This is a genomic window from Bradyrhizobium sp. Ec3.3, assembly GCF_000472925.1.
Classification (GTDB): Bacteria; Pseudomonadota; Alphaproteobacteria; order Rhizobiales; family Xanthobacteraceae; genus Bradyrhizobium.
The window spans coordinates 1-17640 of the sequence record NZ_AXAS01000010.1 but is presented as its reverse complement, the minus strand read 5'-3'; the positions used below and the strand labels follow the sequence as shown (position 1 = coordinate 17640).

At 57.5% G+C, this 17640-nt stretch carries 13 protein-coding genes and 1 pseudogene; 10 read left to right on the top strand and 4 right to left on the bottom strand.

The annotated features are described in order from the left end of the window. Nucleotides 1-1310: 1310 nt before the first annotated feature. Nucleotides 1311-3092, bottom strand: a complete 1782-nt coding sequence (locus YUU_RS0111465) for an alpha/beta hydrolase (RefSeq protein WP_027522491.1) — start codon at nucleotides 3090-3092, stop codon at nucleotides 1311-1313. A 652-nt stretch (nucleotides 3093-3744) separates the two neighbouring features. On the opposite strand from YUU_RS0111465, the gene YUU_RS0111460 reads away from it, so the two are divergent. From YUU_RS0111460 to YUU_RS0111450, 3 genes are all read left to right on the top strand, one after another. Next, nucleotides 3745-4158, top strand: coding sequence for a S41 family peptidase (locus YUU_RS0111460; protein WP_027522490.1), 414 nt, complete (start codon nucleotides 3745-3747; stop codon nucleotides 4156-4158). 446 nt (nucleotides 4159-4604) lie between these two features. Further along, on the top strand, nucleotides 4605-5444 hold the full coding sequence (locus YUU_RS0111455) for a universal stress protein (RefSeq protein ID WP_027522489.1): 840 nt from the start codon (nucleotides 4605-4607) through the stop codon (nucleotides 5442-5444). Between the two features lie 294 nt (nucleotides 5445-5738). After that, nucleotides 5739-6071 (top strand): hypothetical protein, encoded by a 333-nt coding sequence (locus tag YUU_RS0111450; protein ID WP_027522488.1) that lies wholly within the window; start codon nucleotides 5739-5741, stop codon nucleotides 6069-6071. Between the two features lie 371 nt (nucleotides 6072-6442). Here the strand turns inward: YUU_RS0111450 and YUU_RS0111445 are convergent, their stop codons facing one another. The 3 genes from YUU_RS0111445 to YUU_RS61130 form a co-directional block, all read right to left on the bottom strand. Continuing rightward, nucleotides 6443-7288, bottom strand: coding sequence for a c-type cytochrome (locus tag YUU_RS0111445; protein ID WP_027522487.1), 846 nt, complete (start codon nucleotides 7286-7288; stop codon nucleotides 6443-6445). A gap of 1177 nt (nucleotides 7289-8465) precedes the next feature. Then, nucleotides 8466-9179: a DUF1330 domain-containing protein gene (locus YUU_RS60170; protein WP_198031734.1), complete on the bottom strand. Its 714-nt coding sequence runs from the start codon at nucleotides 9177-9179 to the stop codon at nucleotides 8466-8468. Between the two features lie 383 nt (nucleotides 9180-9562). Continuing rightward, the gene (locus tag YUU_RS61130; protein ID WP_084801414.1) at nucleotides 9563-9772 is read right to left on the bottom strand and encodes a GDCCVxC domain-containing (seleno)protein; all 210 of its coding nucleotides are present in this window, start codon (nucleotides 9770-9772) and stop codon (nucleotides 9563-9565) included. Between the two features lie 1228 nt (nucleotides 9773-11000). Between YUU_RS61130 and YUU_RS58580 the strand changes: the two genes are divergently transcribed. From YUU_RS58580 to YUU_RS50660, 7 genes and pseudogenes are all read left to right on the top strand, one after another. Further along, on the top strand, nucleotides 11001-11246 hold the full coding sequence (locus YUU_RS58580) for a hypothetical protein (RefSeq protein ID WP_156944235.1): 246 nt from the start codon (nucleotides 11001-11003) through the stop codon (nucleotides 11244-11246). Nucleotides 11247-11340: 94 nt separating this feature from the next. After that, on the top strand, nucleotides 11341-12237 hold the full coding sequence (locus tag YUU_RS0111430; protein WP_198031733.1) for an ABC transporter substrate-binding protein: 897 nt from the start codon (nucleotides 11341-11343) through the stop codon (nucleotides 12235-12237). Beyond that, a complete protein-coding gene (locus YUU_RS62685) occupies nucleotides 12188-12403 on the top strand; it encodes an ABC transporter substrate binding protein (RefSeq protein ID WP_371260482.1) in 216 nt (71 codons plus the stop codon). The genes YUU_RS0111430 and YUU_RS62685 overlap by 50 nt, the downstream gene beginning before the upstream one ends. Before the next feature lie 229 nt (nucleotides 12404-12632). After that, a pseudogene (locus YUU_RS50665) lies at nucleotides 12633-13811 on the top strand (IS3 family transposase). Nucleotides 13812-13987: 176 nt separating this feature from the next. Then, nucleotides 13988-14182 (top strand): hypothetical protein, encoded by a 195-nt coding sequence (locus YUU_RS58575; protein ID WP_156944234.1) that lies wholly within the window; start codon nucleotides 13988-13990, stop codon nucleotides 14180-14182. A gap of 576 nt (nucleotides 14183-14758) precedes the next feature. Continuing rightward, on the top strand, nucleotides 14759-15718 hold the full coding sequence (locus YUU_RS0111405) for a hypothetical protein (protein ID WP_027522483.1): 960 nt from the start codon (nucleotides 14759-14761) through the stop codon (nucleotides 15716-15718). A 374-nt stretch (nucleotides 15719-16092) separates the two neighbouring features. Continuing rightward, the gene (locus YUU_RS50660; RefSeq protein ID WP_051389694.1) at nucleotides 16093-17394 is read left to right on the top strand and encodes a PHB depolymerase family esterase; all 1302 of its coding nucleotides are present in this window, start codon (nucleotides 16093-16095) and stop codon (nucleotides 17392-17394) included. The last annotated feature ends 246 nt before the right edge of the window (nucleotides 17395-17640 follow it).

Here is a 17640-nt window from a genome sequence, read left to right as displayed (position 1 = left end):
CTTGAACGTTCGTTGCCGTGAGGAGAGCGAACTAGTCCGCCCGCACATCGATCAAGATCACTGTCGCTAATCTGTCCATTATCTAGAGGTTGGAGGAAATTCCGAGCGGCTCCTCATTTTTTCGCGCCGCTGCTTCGCAACGATCGAATCACACCAAGCTTTGGTGATGTACTGCGGCGAGTGTCAGTACGCGCGCCAACATCAACAATTTTCATCGGTCTCCAAGAAAAGCCACTTGACGCCCTTTCGAATTTAGTATTTTGTTTATTGAAACAAAAAAACTAAACACGTTCGTCGAAACGATGCTTGGGTAGACCGTCCGGACCCGTTTCCGGAGCGGCCCGTCTAAGAAACCCAGGAGGAGACAACAATGCCCCACTGCTCCGAGAGTTTTGGTTCTGGCAGAACCGTCCGATGCGCAGTTTGTGATGGCAAGTTTGGTCTCGTCCGGTACTACTCGTGGCAAACCCCCCTTTGTTCCAAGAAGTGCGTCGATCGCTTCAGAACTCGCCGGGCAAGTGACTGCAATTGGCTGGGCGGGCTCCAAATCGCCTTATGCCGGGCGCGAGGCTTCACAATGTTGTCCCGTGGCCATTAGCGAGGGTGTTTCCGTCGAGCTTCTCCAACAGTGCCGTAGCGACCTTGCTCCGTGTTCCAGCTTGCGGGATGATGATCGTCGTACACAGGTCGCATCGGGGCGCCAAATTCCAGACCTTGGCGAGGTCAGCCGAAAGCTGGTCGCGTTCTTTCGCGGCTGACGTGCCCGCCTGATGGGCGCCTATGGGTCGGATGCTTAGCAGGCTCACTGAGCGCTACGCGATATTGGAACGCTCGATATTGGAACGCTCTTTGGGGACCATACCGGCCGCATGGCGAACACCGGGGCAGCAATTTATCTTTTGAAATTGCTTCCGCTTCGGCAGCATAGCGGACTTCATCGGAATTTCCGCCGTCTAGCTCAGTCGCGAATGCCCCAAAGGCGACCTCGGCTGGCTGACCGGTTCGCCTCACAATGCACATCTCCTTTGCCGAAGCTCAAGCTCCCCATTGAGGGCAGAGGTTGTTTAGTCTAGTCGTCACCAGGCGAATGTCCGTGCCGGTTTGACCGGCGTCGGCCTTTCAGCGATGCGCCACTAGCGCCCGCCGCGGCGATCGACCAGAACAGCGTTTAGAAGCATTGCCGTCAGGCCGCCATCTCAAGCGTGCCCAGCATGGGCGATCGAATGGGTTCAGGTCATCGGGCCTAAGCCACCTTTGCGATTACAAACCTTCTGCTTGGCGTTCGAGCATTAATCGAGGTCCCTTCCCCGCTACGAGTATCTCACGCGGACGTAGGAACCCGGTGCGTTCTCGATAATCGGCAGCCCACCGCTGCCGGGTTCGCGAGCCGGAACGCGGCCTTCGTCAAATAACGTGACCCATTCCTCCCAAAGCGACCACCACGACCCTTGACGAGGCGCAGCATCGGCAAACCATTCGTCCGGAGTGCGCGGCAAATTGTCGTTCACCCAGTGGCCGTATTTGGTGCCTGGTGGGCTGATAACGCCAGCCATATGGCCCGCATCGGATAAAACGAACTTAACCGGCCCCGAGTACAAGCGTGTCGCCGCATAGGTCGATTTCCACGGTGCGATGTGGTCTTCGCGCGTAGCCAGAATAAAACTCGGAGTCCTGACTTTCGACAGATCTATCGGCGTATCCGCCAGCGTGATACCGTCGGGTTTTGCCAGTAGATTATCGTGATACATCTTACGCAAGTAGAATGAATGCATCGCCGCGGGCATGCGCGTCGAATCGGAGTTCCAAAACAAAAGGTCAACGGGCACTTGCTCTTTGCCGAGCAGATAATTGCTGACGACAAACGACCAGATCAGGTCATTGGCGCGCAACATATTGAACGTCGTCGCCATGTGATGCGCTTCCAGATATCCACGCTCGAGCATCCGTCTTTCGAGAGATGCCAATTGCTCTTCGTCTATGAAGACAGCCATATCTCCAACCTCGGTAAAATCGACAAGCGTCGCGAAATAGGTGGCGCTTGTAATCCGGTCCTCGCTCTTCGCGGCCAAATAGGCCAGCGTTGAGGCAAGCAATGTTCCGCCGAGGCAATAGCCAATCGCGTTGACGCTATGCTCTCCGGTCGCACGCTCGATAGCGTCGAGGGCCGCCAAGGGACCCTGGAGCATGTAGTTTTCAAAGCCTTTGTCAGCGAGCTTCTCGTCGGGATTTACCCAGGAGATGACGAGGACAGTATGTCCCTGATCGACGGCCCATTTTATGAAAGAGTTCTTCGGCTGCAGATCGAGAACATAGAACTTGTTGATCCATGGGGGTACGATGAGGAGTGGCCGCCTGCGAACTTCTTTTGTCGACGGAGCATATTGGATTAATTGCATGAGCTCGTTTTGGTAGACGATTTTTCCGTGAGTCGTTGCGATGTTTTCGCCGAGGCGGAAAGCCTTCATGTCGGTCATCGTAATCGCAAGACGGCCATTGCCACGCTCCAGATCGGAAAGAAGGTTCTCCAAACCACGCAGTAGGTTCTGTCCGCCTGATGCCAGCGTTGCGTTGAGGACCTCTGGATTGGTGGCGACGAAATTGGAAGGCGACAAGGCATCAATGAACTGGCGGGCATAGAAGTCGACCTTGCGAGCAGCGGCCTCGTCCATGCCTTTGACTTCGCGGATTGCAGAAAGAACCGACGCTGCCGCAACGAGATAACTGTCTTTCACAAAATTAAAGACAGCATTCTCGCTCCACTCCGGATGCTTGAACCGCTTATCTTTTGGGATATCGGCCTCGCGTGCACGCAGCATGAGCATGCGTTCCGCGGTTTTCTGCCAGATGCCTAGCATGTTGTGGAACAGGGCGATCTGGGCGCTGGCGACTACCACCGGATCGGACATCATCCTCGTCATCAGCTCGAAAAACTCAAGACCAAGCGGTGACCTTTCGCCCATGCCGAACCTGATCGCGTCCGGCTCATGAGACACGAAGTGCCGCATCAGTATTTGGCTTTGTTTTGAGATGTTATGCAGCTGCGCTGCAAGGGCAATCGGATCCCAGATGGGCTGCACCCGGTTGTCGGCCATAGGTCTCTCCATGCTGAAAGGCCGCACCAGCGCCGCTCAGTCACTTCGAAAAACAATAAATACGGCACCAGGGAAACACTAACTCGATACCAGATGTTCGGTTTCTAATAAGTAGAGGTAAACCTTTGGCGATGCTTTTGATCAGAAGGCACGGCGGAGGTAACCCGCCTGGATCGTCTCAAATGGGAGGCGAGCGGAGCTTCCGCCGCTATACGGCGGACGTCGCGTCAACTGGGGTCGCGTCGCAGGCATTTACGACAAGTTCGACGGCGAGTTCACGTCGCGCTCGCAGTCCTACTGCCAGCACAGGGCCCGTGCTTTATCAATGGTGAGACGTCTGTTATTGGGCCCGTATGGGACATGCCAACCGGACGGAAACTGTCCGCTTGTCGAGGTAAACGGGAAGTGGCTCGCCTGCGGTCAAAATGGCGTCTTGACCCCAACCGGACGTTGGGCGCCCCAAGACGGGAACTGTGGTATCCTCCGTCAACGCGATGGGACGGTTCAATGAAAGCGGCTGCCCCTCGAACGGCATTTGCTGCGCGTCCTCGTGTCCTCGCCGGGCTGCGGCACAGCACAAGATGGCCTGGCGTCCCACCTCTTAGGCGCTACTCGGCCCGCGCCGACGACGCGCTGATCTGGGACCTGCGAGATGGCTGGGGCGGCGCGATTCCCGAGTATCTTGATTTGTTCAACACGCGAGCGCCGACAGGTCACTGATCGCAATAGCGCCAGCGAGCTCGAGAACGTGAAGTGGCGCAAGCCTGTCGCCATGCTGGTCAACGGTGGAACCCGCAGCGGCAAGGAGATCCTTGCCTATGGCTTCAAGAAATATGGGCTTGGCGAGGTCATCGGTAGCCGGACCGAGGGAGCTGTCCTCGCTGCGACGGCATTTCTCATTGACGGCGGCTTGCTGTTGCTCGCGGTCGGGCACGTGCAGGTCGACGGCGAGCGGCTGGAAGGCGATGGCGTCGCCCCCACGATCGAGGTCCAAGCTGACCCGGCCTCTATGGGTCTAGGTGATCCTCAACTCAATCGTGCAATCGCAGTCCTATCCGTGGCCTGATCCTCGGGAGGCAACCCTGCCAGCTCTGCCCCTGATCCGCGAGGACCGGACGCCACAAGTGAAATGCTGCGTTTCTTGCTAGAGCATTTCGCTCCCACGGCAGCCAGGCAAGAGTTAGTCCGCTCATGGCCCCTGTGAGACGTTCCGGGCCGGCCGAATGTTCAGCTTGCGCCCGCCAAGAGCTGCCATATGAGAATGGCCTGCCCGGTTCGCCATACAGGTCATTGCCAAGGTAAGCACGGGTCGGACGAACGATCGTGATCTACCACGCCTGATGTCGAACAACACGCCGGGCAGTGCTAACATGGAGGGCTAATCGCTCGGCATTTTGATTCCGATCTGCACCGCGATCGGAGGAATCTATCGGCCTCAGTCGCAAGCCGTTAGCCTTCAAAGGCGACTAGAGGTTGTAAGTCAATGTTCACCTGAAACACGGGGGTTTGAGAATGAAGACGATCTTGGTCCCGATCCAAAACATTGCGCTCATGACGTCCGTACTCGAGGCCGCTGCACGTCTTGCGGAACGTACCGGCGCCTACATCGAAGGCTTTCCGCTCCGGTTCGGCATCCCTCAATATTTAGTCGCAGAATTGGCTACCGGCATCTCTTTGGATTCTTACCATGCGAAGAGCCAAGAAGAATTGGCCGAAATGCACCGTTTGTTCGAAGCGTTCATGCTGAAGCACGATATTCCTCCAGTCACTGCAGGCTCGAGCCGACCATGCTTCGGCTGGTTGGAAACCGCGCCTGAGGGTGAAGACTTCGTTGGAAGTTATGGGTGTGCTTTCGACGTCATTGTGATGCCACGATCCGACGTTGATGCTGCCGGCCCTCACCGGCGCGCCATTGAGTCCGCACTGTTTGAGAGCGGCAGACCCCTCCTACTGGCGCCACTAGATGCGCCAGAAAGCATCGCGACAAACATTGTGATCCACTGGAACGGTAGTACCGAGCAGGCCCGGGTCAACGCTTTTGCTATGCCGCTTCTTCGTCTGGCAGAAAGGGTAACGGTGCTAACCGTGATTGGCGGACAAGAGGTACCAGGCCCATCTGCCGATCAGATAGTCCGGCAAATGCTGTACAACGACGTTGCGGCCAAGCTAGTGAGCGTTGAACTGGAAGACCGCGACACTGGTGAGGCGGTCCTTGATGCGGCCAGAGCACAAGGCTGCGATCTGCTGATAAAAGGCGCCTTTACCCGCAATAGACTGCGGCAAATGATATTCGGTGGCGCGACCAGCTATATCATGGAGCACGCGGATTTGCCCGTCCTAATGGCGCATTAGAACCGCGCTTATAATTCGCACGCTATGCGGCGCGACTGGGCGTAGAATTGCTTTCTACCTCAGCTTGCCCAACGCAGGAGTGCGCCTTCCTCGCCCTGTCAGCCGCGGCAATTCCTTAGGGCCTTTGGCTTTATCTCTGACCGATAAGAGATCCATCCCTGACTAGGTCCGGTTTGCGCCACGAGCTGCCCTCCACGAGGTCGCATGTTTGACACATCTCCTGGAAGGAGACCCTAGTCCAGTGATGGCCCGATATGCTTTGATGCAAGGAGCCGGAAACGCGCAGGTGGCCTCATGTACATGGTCATTCGAAAGTACACCAAGGTTCGTTCGGTCGCGGATGCTGCTCGCCGCGCGAAAAGTGGCATCGGTCAGATCCTAAGGGAATCGCACGGCTTCAGATCTTATTATGTATTGGACGGGGGCGAAGGCGTCGGCGTTGCTGTGATGATATTCGACGACCGAGAAAGCGCCATCGCGGCGAACGATAGAGTACTGGCATTTGTTCAAGCAAGCTTGCATGACCTTGATCTTGGAGACCCCGAAATTCTCGCCGGGGAAGTTCTGGTGGATATAGAGTCGGATGCGTCATCGTTCGTGAAGGCTCATCCAGCGCGTGAACTCTAGGTCGTCACACAGTCCATGGACGACACGACCGCCACCTCACGCCACGTCGCATCGCGAGAAACCACGGACCTCACCTCGCTTGGGCTCGCAACCGCTGCAGCAGCGGTTCGTACCGTCAACGGTCAGGAAAACCGTGGCTCGTTTTTGGAAGCATGGCTCGCAACGCTCCTCGGACTACTACGTCCTTGACTGGAGAAGCGGATAGAAAGGACCGCGGAGTAAAGCAAAACGGAGCAATCGTCGCGGAATGCCCCGTCGCTGCCGACAAAGATCGCTTCGGAGATCGCCGGCTACCGCACGACGCTTGGCATTCCGTTGCTTCGACGGTTCAGTTTGGGCTCGACGGGACGCGACCTGCGGCAGTTCGAGCGTTACTCCTTCGCCGGCAGCGTGCGCAGATAGGCGACCACGGCATCAAGATCATCTGGGCTTATCGTGGCGTAGTAGTGGAAGCCCATCGGTGGCTTGAGACGGCTACCGTCGCGGCTGATGCCTTGGGTGATTGCGCGCTTGATTTCGGCGTCTGTCCATTCGCCGATACCCTTGCTTTTGCTCTGGGTGATGTCGCGTGAAACCGAGACGCCCCAGGGGCCGCGGAACTCGTAGCCACCCGCGCCGAGCTTGTCGGCGAACTCGCGCCCTCCCGGTCCCATCGGTGTATGGCACGCCATACAATGCGCGATGGTAGCAAGATAGAAACCCTTCACCACTTTGTCGTTCATCATCGATTCCGTGAACGCCTTTTCGCCCCCGGGCAGGACGGTCTCGATTTGCGCGGTCCTGTAGATCGGATCAGGCACTCTGTTGTTGATTGGTTTGATTGTACGTAAGTATGCGACGACCGCGTCGAGATCATGTTCGGTCATGATGTGGTAGAAGCCGGTCGGCATGATCATGGCGATATGCCATCCCTTCGGCGTTTCGCCAGTGCGAATGAGCTTCTTGATGTCGGCGTCGCTCCAGTTTCCGATGCCGGTCTCTTTATCTTGCGTGATGTTCGAGGCAGTTACCTTGAACGGCGGCTCGTCAAAGGACGCGCCGCCGGAGAAAGCCTTTTCCAAGATGTCACCATCTGGGCCCTTTGGCGTGTGGCAATTGCCACAGGCTAGAAAACCGTTGACCAAATAATCGCCTCGCTTAACCAGATCGGACTGGGCACGGGCGACACCGAGCGTGGTGGCAATAGCGATGACCGAGGTCATAAAGAGCTTGAGCATACCAAACTTCTCCCAATTGTTTTTCGGCGACTAAATTCAGTTCTTACTATGCGTGCGCAACTTCTGCCCTCGGCCAACCCGCGCCAACTCTAAGGAGAAATCGCCGCATCGGCGCCCTGGGCATTGGGGCAACAGAAGCCAGCTCTAGGGTACCCTCGTAGGAGTTGGGCCTAGAGCCTCGGCGGCCAAAGCGGGCATGCCCCTCCACAGCCGAGACAAAACTCGCAGGCGAGAATGTCAATTTGATCAAACGAGGTAGACCTTCCTGAGTAGGTCAATCACAAGTATTGCTCGCTGTGCATTTGGCGCCAGTTGATCGATCCCTGACTCTCGGTTGATGCTGGGCGTGGGCAGCTACGCGGTTGATTGGGAAAAGAACCAGAGAGCGTGCGAAGTCCGAGTCGGGTCATGAGTGTCGTGTTCTGCAAAAGACGGCTGCCTACCAACTTCCGCTATGCCCCGTTAGCGACCTACTTGGTGTCGCGATGCAATATGTCGCGACGGGCCAATAGGCGACATACCGATGTTATTCAATCGCCTCTCGAGTCCCCCTCACGGTATTAGGTAAGGCCCAACCTGAAAACGTGTACTTTCAGCAGCTCGATAGGTCGCAGACTTCCAATACCCTCAATGATTTTTCCAAAACACAGCTAGAAAACTCACTACTGCCAACGCAGTCATCGATCGCTTTGTTAGTTTGATCTGTCATACAGTTTGAGTATTGGTGTCCGTTGTCTTCCCCGAATTTCTGCCGAAATTTAGCGAGGCAGGATTTGCTCGCTCTTCCAGTCTGCGCGATCCACTTGTTACGATCGATAGGCTCCGCCTGAGCAAGAAGCGTCGACCCAAGCAACACCGCGATGACCAAAGCATATCGCACGTTCTTATCTCCGCCGGTTAAATCGGACGATACATGAAAACGCTGTTACGGTACTCTATTGAGGCGCGCCCTAGACTGCTCCGAACCGCAGCGCACCCATACCCGCCTAGTTTCTCGCGCAGGTGGCCGGAGTCCGTTGTGGGTCAAAATGCGAAGAACTCCAGTGTGAGCAAATCGAGTCCGCTATACCCGCGTGTCCGGACCTCGACGAGGCGCGCGGCCACTTCGCAGAAGGGCCAGAAGCAGCCCTTCCGGCAAGCGTCGTGCGTCCTGTCTGTCGATCGCGCAGAGCGGGGTTCATACGGTCGGCTGCCAAATTCCTTTAACCTGAAAAGCCTCGTCAGGGCCGGGCCAAGGTGGCATTGTGACGCCGATGGCTTCGAGCGCCTCATCGCCGTCGTTTCTGAACTGAAATTGTGTGCCTGTCGGAACGGTGATCGACACTCCGGGGAATACGTCCACAATCTGCCCTTCACCTTCGCTGTTACCAGGGCGGCGCCACATGCGACCTCTTCCGCGTATGAAGTACCAAATCTCCTCGATCGTCTTGTGAGCAACGGCTTTCGATACATTGCGAGGGCCTAATGCGAAGTGTGCCATGCCGCCTCGTGTCATCTCCGGCAGCAACCGAACTTCCGATCCATCGGGCGCTATGTCGTCGTACTTCGAGCCAAGCACTTTGGTAATCTCCATGTTCACCTCACTCGTTGCGGCTACGCCCTCAAGCGTGAACAGCATGTCGAGATCGCTAGTGCTTTCTTTCCGCAACTTAATCAGGGGCTGATACTCAGGTGAATTGTACCAAGCGTCCAGCGATTGCTTATCGGGAAACTCGATGATGACAACGCGCTCCGGCTCCCAATGGCCGCCTTCGGGGAGTTGATGTGCGCTGCCCTTCGTCAGATACCGCCCGCCGTATTTTTCGATCATCGGTCCAACCTTGACCCGGTACTCCTCAAACACAGCGGGCTCGGTGATGATGTGCTCAGCAATCAAGTAAGCCTTCGGCATGACCGCTCTCCCGCATAGCCCGGCCAGAAGCCTATCACGGGATCGGCCGATCGGCAGTGGGGCATTTCTAGGGGTACTGTAAGTCCCGGCATCAATCTCGGCGTCGAGCTCGATTATGTGGCTTACGACGGCAAGCCGCTTCGCATTCGCTTTCAGTTCACGGAGACTGGATAAATAGCAGCGTCGGCCTATAGACGTAGTCGGAAAGTGGCCTAGCGTCCCATAGTGCTCGCCGAGTGCCGAGTTCTGCTATCGGTCAAGATGCGAAGAACTCAACGTGAGCAAATCAAGTCTGCTATACCCCACAGACCGGACATCAACGAGGCGCGCGGCCACTTCGCTGATGGCCAACAGGCGACATCCGAAGCGGGGCGAATGCGGCTCTAGCCACAGCAGCCTCCCTTGCCGTGTTCTTGTATTGGCGGACATGGCACTGACCCGTATGAGCAGAACACGCAGCAGTCACCGGGCTTCGGCTTTAACCGTGTTCCGCAAGCCGGGCAGTCATAGAAGAACTGGCAGGCGTCGGTTGGCATGATCTCTGTGGCCTGATGACCGCATTTGGGGCAGGTCAGTATCGATTGCAATTGCATTTGCGCCTTGTAAGCGAAAAGGGCCAAGGACTGATGCTGGGGCCGTTCCGAAAGATAAACACCGACACCGACCCGAACTTCCGGTGAGGGTCAAATGTTGGTCTGTGCCTCAAAGCAGACGCAGGGTATTTGTGAGTAGAGGCCCTAGTCGAGGCAGAGCCGCAGCGCCGCCGGCTTTAAGTACGGGATGCTGGCTTGCTTCCGACTACGATGCCTCTCTGTGACTCAGCGGAGTCCATGGGTAAGTATGTGTGGGGTCAAGGCTACCTCCCTTGCTCGTGGAGGGAAGGACTCCCGCCAGACTCCCGAAGGCGCGGGAGGGGCTGCTGCCGATCCGGCCCGTGGCGACGTTCGGGCATCTGCTGCAAAGGTTCTGACGTGATGATCTCCTCCCATGCGTGGCGAACCCCAAAAGGTCCATAGGAACCACGCGACGTCGCGTTTTGTCTCGCGGCACCCTTGCATTGGCGGATGGAGGTCAAGGGGCTTGCATAGCAAAACGCGTGTGCCCGCTGACTTCCGTTTCCAGAGCATAGCGGACATCACCGGAATTTCCGCTCGGCCAGCACAGTCGCGATTGACCCTGGCTGTGTGAAAACGCGAAGGATCAAAGCACGGCGAGAACTACATTCTTCAATTCGCTTCTTAAGTTGAGTGCGCTTTCGAGTTTGAGTGCTAGGACAGTCTTGGACGCATAACTTCTTCTATCACCACCAAGCGCCTCGGCGTTTTCGCACAGCCAAGACCCATACCGGAACTCACCTGAAGATCAGAAGCGAGGTGAAGAGAACTCGACGGCCGGCACAACTAATTGTGGAGCCACGTTCAATGCTCGAAGCAGAAAGTGATTTGCTGAGCTATTCTTGTCGGGTCGTAGGAGTACGCAATGTCGAAAGCAATTGCTGTCTTGGGTGCGTCCCGTGCGCCCATCACTCGGGATGAACCGGCGTTTAGGTCGTCCTTGGCTGGTCCTGTTGTGCGTCAACTGCGATCGACAGCTGGTCGTGAGGTTCGTCCAGTTCTTGCGGTTCGCGCCAAAGCAAGTAGGCGAACCAAAGGAGCCCCGGCGTCCATGCCAGCATCGCCCCAAAACACATCGCTTGTAAGGTCGACATGATGACTTACGGGCCGTCCCCGCCCTTTGCCGAAATGGGTTAAGTACCCTGAATCGTATTTGGTCCGATCACGGCGTAATCGTGACGGGGCATGTCGCGGCACGGCACTTTGTGTGGAAAATTTCGGCGGTGTGGAAAAGATTCGCGGCGCCGAAGCAGCACACCGCCCGGTGACCGGCCCCGGTGACCGGGCGGTCAAGACCACCTTCCGCGACATGCGCGACATGGGCTACCACGGCGTCCCGGTCTATTTCGCCGCACCACGAAGAACCGCAGTCATCCAGCGATGGAGCTGGAGTTGTAAAAGGAAAAACCCGCCGGCATTGGCGCCGACGGGATTTCATGTCCGGTCGCGGTAAGGAAGGGGCTTGGGCACGGAATCCCCCGCGACCTCGTCAGCATGCTCCTCAATCGTTGATGAACTATTGCCGGCTTAAGCGGACGAAGCAACTGTTGTACAAATTCCACGCGCTTATTCAAGATGGACGTTTCGCTTACGGCATACTGGATTTCAAATTATTGGGCGTGGAGGCAGTTCAAATGCGGCGGCGCAATTTCATCAGAGGCGTGGGCTACACCACAATTGCGTGGCCGTTGATCGCGATGGCAGAACAATCATCTAGCAAGGTTTGGCGCATTGCACACATATATCCGGGAAAGTTGGATAATCCCCCGGACCGTGCCATGTACGATGCCTTTCGTGGGGGACTGCGAGAGCTCGGTTATATCGAAGGCAAGAACCTCATAATCGATCAGCGAAGCGCCGACGGGAAGCTTGAACGACTGCCTTCGTTCTTAACCGAGCTGATTGCTCTCCATCCCGATGTTATTGTTGCGATCACAACTCCTGCCATAGCGGCCGCCCAGAAGGCAACATCAACGATCCCCATCATCATGGCTCCGGCAACCGATCCAATCGGTTCTGGCTTCGTAAAGAGCCTTGCTCGGCCCGGAGGAGACATTACGGGCACGGCTAATATGGTTGGCGACGCCATCGGAAAGGGCGTTGAACTTCTCCACACTCTCCTGCCGTCCGCGCGACGTATTGCTGTGCTCATGTCCAACAATCCAACTCATCCGCAGCAATGTGAATTGGCCGAAACATCCATCAAAAGTTTGGGACTTGCGGCCGTTCGCGTCGTCGCACCTACTCCTGGTGATCTTGACCAGGCTTTTGAAACGATCAAGCAGGAGAACTGTGATGCCCTATTTGTACTTGCAGATGTGACACGGCCGACGATTGTAACGTGCCGCAAGATCAAGGATACCAGCAATCTACCAGTCAGGCCCTTACGTACCCTTGGGCGGACTAGCCAGCTACCACCCCAAGCTAGAGGCGATCTATGTTAAGGTGGCGCAATACTGCGATAGGGTTTTCAAGGGAGCGGACCCGGCTGAACTCCCCGTCGAGCAGCCGGTCATTTTCGAGCTGGCGGTAAACCTCAAAACTGCCGCCTCGCTTGGCCTAACTTTTCCGGACAGTATTATGGTTCGGGCTGACAAGGTCATCGAATGAAGTCACGATGACTTCCCGGTTTTGGCCCTTCTGCGACTTCGTCCGATGTCCGCTTTTCGGCCGCTGTTGGAGGTTGAGCGGACATCGGTCGGCCAGACGCTTGATGAGCACACGCCCTAGTCGGTCACGGTGTCCTGTGGCGTCTCCGGCGTCTTCTGCGGGCCATTGACCTGCCACTGAGTATTTCCTCCAGAAGGAGTTAGAGTCCGGCCAGAAGAAGGACGGACAGATGAAGCGAGCAAGGTTCACGGAAGAGCAGATTATCGCGGTATTGAAGGAGCATGAGGCTGGGGCGAAGACGGCTGACCTGGCTCGCAAGCATGGGATCTCCGAAGCGACGATCTACAATTGGAAGGCCAAATTCGGTGGCATGGATGTTTCCGAGGCGAAGCGGCTGAGGGCCCTGGAAGAGGAGAACGCGAAGCTGAAGAAGCTTCTGGCTGAGCAGATGCTCGACGCGGCCGCCCTTCGCGAGCTGCTTTCAAAAAAATGGTAGGGCCCGCCGCCAAGCGCGCTGCGGTCGCGAGCCGTCATGAGCCTGTCGGAACGGCGGGCCTGCTCGATCGTGGGCGCGGATCGGAAGTTGATCCGTTATCGCTCCAGTCGCCCTGCGGACGGGGCTCTGCGCGGCCGGTTGCGCGATCTCGCCAACGAGCGGCGGCGGTTCGGCTACCGCCGGCTATTCGTCCTGCTGCGACGGGAGGGAGAGCCCTCGGGGATCAATCGGATCTACCGGCTTTATCGCGAGGAAGGGCTCACCGTCCGCAAGCGGCGGGCTCGCCGCAAAGCTGTGGGGACCCGTGCCCCGATCCTGATCGAGGCGAGGCCCAACGCGCGCTGGTCGCTGGACTTCGTCCACGACCAGTTCGCCAACGGCCGGCGCTTCCGCATTCTCAACATCGTCGACGACGTCACTAAGGAATGCCTGGGCGCCATTCCGGAGACGTCGATCTCAGGACGGCGCGTCGCCCGCGAACTGACGGCAATTGTCGAGCGACGCGGCAAGCCAGGAATGATCGTGTCCGACCATGGCACCGAATTCACCTGCAACGCCATGCTCGCCTGGAGCAAGGACACGGTCATCGATTGGCACTTTATCGCGCCGGGAAAGCCGATGCAGAACGGCTTCATCGAGAGTTTTAATGGCCGGATGCGCGATGAACTGCTCAACGAGACCCTGTTCTTCGATCTGGATGACGCCCGCGCCAAGATCACCAGCTGGGTCGCCGACTACAATATCCGGCGGCCTCACTCGTCGCTGAAATACCTGACCCCCGCGGCCTATGCCGCCCACCTCACCGCAACGGACGATCGGCTGCGCAACCCCGACCAGCTCCGCCGATCGTCCGTTGCTCCACCCGCGCCACTTGGCGTACAAAACCCCGAGACTCTAACCGCTGCTGGATGAAAATTCAGTGGCAGGTCACCATGCCCATTCATTTCAAAACATTAATGCGACGGCCAGCGTCATGTAATGCTGGAGTTTGCATCAAGACATCATAAAGGCGCTTGGCATGAGCCTGAGTTTGTGAAAGCGACTGCAACGGGGCCCAGACCAGCCTCAATTGACACGAGGACGCCCGCGTGGGCTCTGTGAAGGAAAAAGCGTTGCGCGCGCGTGCACGCAAACTCGGTTACGCTATCCATAAGTCACGATCACGTTCGATCCACGAGGACAATCTCGGCAGATACGCGCTCGTCAAGGAGGATAGCAATCTCGTCGTGCTTGGCGAGCGCTTTGATGCATCGCTTGAAGAGATTGCTGAATACCTGGATTGAGACTACGGCCGGATGCGACGGATAGACGACCATGTAGCACCGGTTCGCTCAGCGCAGTCCTTGGCGAGGCTGGTGTAACCTTACGAAGAAGAAATTGGACCTCTCAGGCTTCGGTGGCTAATGAGCCAAGCGTCGGTGAGGGCTGTGATACCCTCGCCGAGGACGTAGAGTAACAGGTAAACTTGGCCCTCCCACCTTCCAAAATGGGTGCGGAGGGCCTTCTTTGACGAGCCGTGCTGAAGAAGCGAAGACCCGGCTGGCTGCTCGTAGTGTCGCTTGCATGGCGGCGCTCATCTTGTGCGCTGGGCGCTGCTTCTGCTTACGCCGCAACATCGCATTCGGTACTTCCGATAATGGCCCTTCGCGACGTATTGCAACGCCACACGTCCCCGGTCGCTCTCGGGCGATAGCGGAAATCGAGAGGCCGCGTCTATCGCGAAGGGTCACGCTCATGACCCTTGGCAGACAACAAGCTACTGATCAACGACCGGCAATTTGAGGCCGTCCTGGCCATTACATTGTGCTATACCAATTTGCGCCGGCACGACCCTGTCTTCAGCCCGGAAACGTTGCACCATGACCGATTATCCTAATCCGGCATGGACCGACGAAGGCCGCTTCCGCGGCTCCCTCGACGATGTGATTATCATCCCGCTTGTTTGTGTTGCACTCGTTGCAAACAAAATCCTGCATTTCATTATTTCCATCTTGATGCGGCTGCTCGACTACGCCTTCCCATTCGCAGTGCGGATTGTCTGGTTTCCGCTCTTTGCGGCCAAGCTTCTTGGTAATGTCGTCGTTGCTCTAATAAGCAGCGCTTTCCGCTTCCTTCCCCTTTCCGAGGCAAAACGCCGACAGTGGCGCATGCGGATCCGCCGAAATTGGTCGTGGTTACGGCGGAGGATCAGCTATCGGGCGTTCGAACAAGCCGTGCATGATGCCTTTGAAAGCAGCATGGCATGGGTGTTCAGAGAATGCCGGCACCTCACGCCGAACACCGCATTGCTCGTGATACTGGGCGCGGTGCTTTGGCTTCCGATCTCTCTCGCGGCTGCAACGGTGATGCACGCGGTGCTGATTGCCAATGTCGCGTCTTGGCCTGCTTGGACGCAACTCTTGCATCCGGTTGCAACGATCATCGCCAAGAGCAAGCTTTTGGTGGTGCCGGTGTACCCGGCAGCCTGGCCACAAGCCAAGAGACATCCGTTCGTTCAGCTCGTATTCAGGATCTGTCGAGCCATCCAGCGCGTGCATGCGATCAGGAAGATTAGCTTTCGCTATCGGCAGGCGGAGGTTGCCAGCATCGCGGCGGTTGAAAGGCTCGAGCGCACCGCCGGCCTCGCATCGGCGGTATTGTGGCTGCGCAAGGCGCATGTCACCGAACACTTCGGCGTCGAGAAGCGTACTCGGAAATTGCGTTCGTTCTTCTCACGATGGTCTATCAAGTTCTCAGCCGAGTACTACGAAGCGAAGGAGCGGCAAGCCTCGGGCGTCCCATCATCATACGACAACAGCAAGCTGCGACCGCCGAGATGATGTCTGGTATTGGCCCTCATGCGAAGTCCGGTGTGGCTCTCAAATCGTCTGCTTATCGGTGAACACCGGAAGAAGCCGACTGACTTTCAGAACGACGCTTTTGACCCTGGCTGTGTAAAAACGCGAAGGATCGAAACACGGCTAGAATTACATTCTTCAATTCGCCGTCTAAGCTGAAGGCGGTTGCGAGCCTGAGCGCTAGAACGGTTCTGGACGAATAACTTCTTCTATCGAGCTGAAGCGTCTTGGAGTTTTCACACAGCCAAGACCCGGAGCCGACTTCCCGGATTTCCTACTCGGTTCTTGACTCCGATCCCTACCCCTGTCATGTTGCGATGCACAAAGTATTTGCGACGCAATATAGGGGTGCGCCTATGCGCGATTTACGCGAGGTTCTTGCCCCTCTTCAAGAATTTCGAAGCAAATTCGAAGGTCTTCTTGCAGCGGCCCGAAAGAAGGCGGCACGCGCGCCCGAACGCCCGACACGGCTGCGCGAACTGACCGGGTTTGGTGCAAATCCCGGCAACCTTCGTATGTTCACCTACGCTCCCAAAGACCTGCCACCAAAGGCGCCATTGCTGATCGCGCTCCATGGCTGCACCCAGACCGCCGCCGAGTATGACCACGGTACCGGCTGGTCGTCGATCGCCGACAGCCTCGGCTTCGCGGTCGTCTATCCGCAGCAGCAGGCCGCCAACAATCCGAAAAATTGTTTCTCGTGGTTCTTGCCGGATGATACCGCGCGCGGTCACGGCGAGGCGCTTTCGATCAGGGAGATGATCGAGCATGCCATCGCGACATTTGCCGCTGACCGCCGAAAAGTCTTCGTGACCGGCCTCTCTGCCGGCGGCGCCATGGCTTCGGTTATGCTCGCAACATATCCGGAGGTTTTTGCTGGCGGCGCCATCATTGCCGGACTGCCCTATGGGTGCGCCAGCAACGTTCAACAAGCATTCGAGGCCATGTTCACCGAGCAGGGGCATGCTGCGCGGGCGCTTGGCGATCGCGTGCGGGCCGCATCTAGGCATCGCGGGCCGTGGCCGAAAATCTCAGTCTGGCATGGCACCAGCGATCCGATTGTAAGACCCTCCAACGGTGAAGACATCATTCGGCAATGGACCAACGTGCACGGGCTTTCGGAGAGACCCGCACGTCAAGAATTCATCAAGGGCTACGCGCACCGCGTATGGAGCAGCGCAAACGGTCAGGCATTGATCGAGGCGTTTTCTATCAGCGGCATGGCGCATGGCGTACCGCTCGCGACGACGACGAAGGAGAGTTGCGGCTCTGCCGGTGCATTTTTCCTCGATGTGGGAATCTCCTCTACGGATCACATCGCACGCTTCTTTTGCCTGCACGAGTCTCTGGTTGAAATGCCGCGCGTCGCGGCGCCGGTGTTAGCAACCATTGAGACTCCAACTGATCGCGGTGCTTTAGTCATCGCTGGGGCCGCCGCCGAGAGCGCGCACGGTTCGGCCGAAGCCTCGCTTGCAGAGGGTGAAGAGCGGCAGACCCGTTACCCGCTCGACCCCAACGCCGTGATCGCGGCGGCCTTCAAGGCCGCGGGTCTCCCGGTTCCGGAGGTTCCCAGAGCGCCGCCCGGCACGCGACCGCGCGTTGCACCCGGCCCGATCATCGCGGCGGCCTTGAAGGCAGCTGGGCTGGTGCAGAGTTAATTCCGCCCAGCACTCGCCCTGACCGTGGGACGGTACAGTGGAGCGAACGGCCAGCGATGTCGCCTAGTGGCCGATTTTGTTGCAGAAGTCGGTAGGATCGACGCTCTCAGCGGGGCTGTGATCTGAAAATTTGGGCTCGCGATCTTTTGGCCGCCTGCCCGGCATGGGCTGCGGAGACGCCCTGGCACTGATGCCTGACGCAACCAACGCGACGGACGCCACTTACGCAACGCATGGTGCGGCCGT

Excerpts from the sequence above, each read along its gene's own strand:
- YUU_RS0111465 (WP_027522491.1), bottom strand. The coding sequence starts at position 3,092 with ATGGCCGACAACCGGGTGCAGCCCATCTGGGATCCGATTGCCCTTGCA.
- YUU_RS0111460 (WP_027522490.1), top strand. The coding sequence starts at position 3,745 with ATGGCTGGGGCGGCGCGATTCCCGAGTATCTTGATTTGTTCAACACGC.
- YUU_RS0111455 (WP_027522489.1), top strand. The coding sequence starts at position 4,605 with ATGAAGACGATCTTGGTCCCGATCCAAAACATTGCGCTCATGACGTCC.
- YUU_RS0111450 (WP_027522488.1), top strand. The coding sequence starts at position 5,739 with ATGTACATGGTCATTCGAAAGTACACCAAGGTTCGTTCGGTCGCGGAT.
- YUU_RS0111445 (WP_027522487.1), bottom strand. The coding sequence starts at position 7,288 with ATGCTCAAGCTCTTTATGACCTCGGTCATCGCTATTGCCACCACGCTC.
- YUU_RS60170 (WP_198031734.1), bottom strand. The coding sequence starts at position 9,179 with ATGCCGAAGGCTTACTTGATTGCTGAGCACATCATCACCGAGCCCGCT.
- YUU_RS61130 (WP_084801414.1), bottom strand. The coding sequence starts at position 9,772 with ATGCAATTGCAATCGATACTGACCTGCCCCAAATGCGGTCATCAGGCC.
- YUU_RS0111405 (WP_027522483.1), top strand. The coding sequence starts at position 14,759 with ATGACCGATTATCCTAATCCGGCATGGACCGACGAAGGCCGCTTCCGC.
- YUU_RS50660 (WP_051389694.1), top strand. The coding sequence starts at position 16,093 with ATGCGCGATTTACGCGAGGTTCTTGCCCCTCTTCAAGAATTTCGAAGC.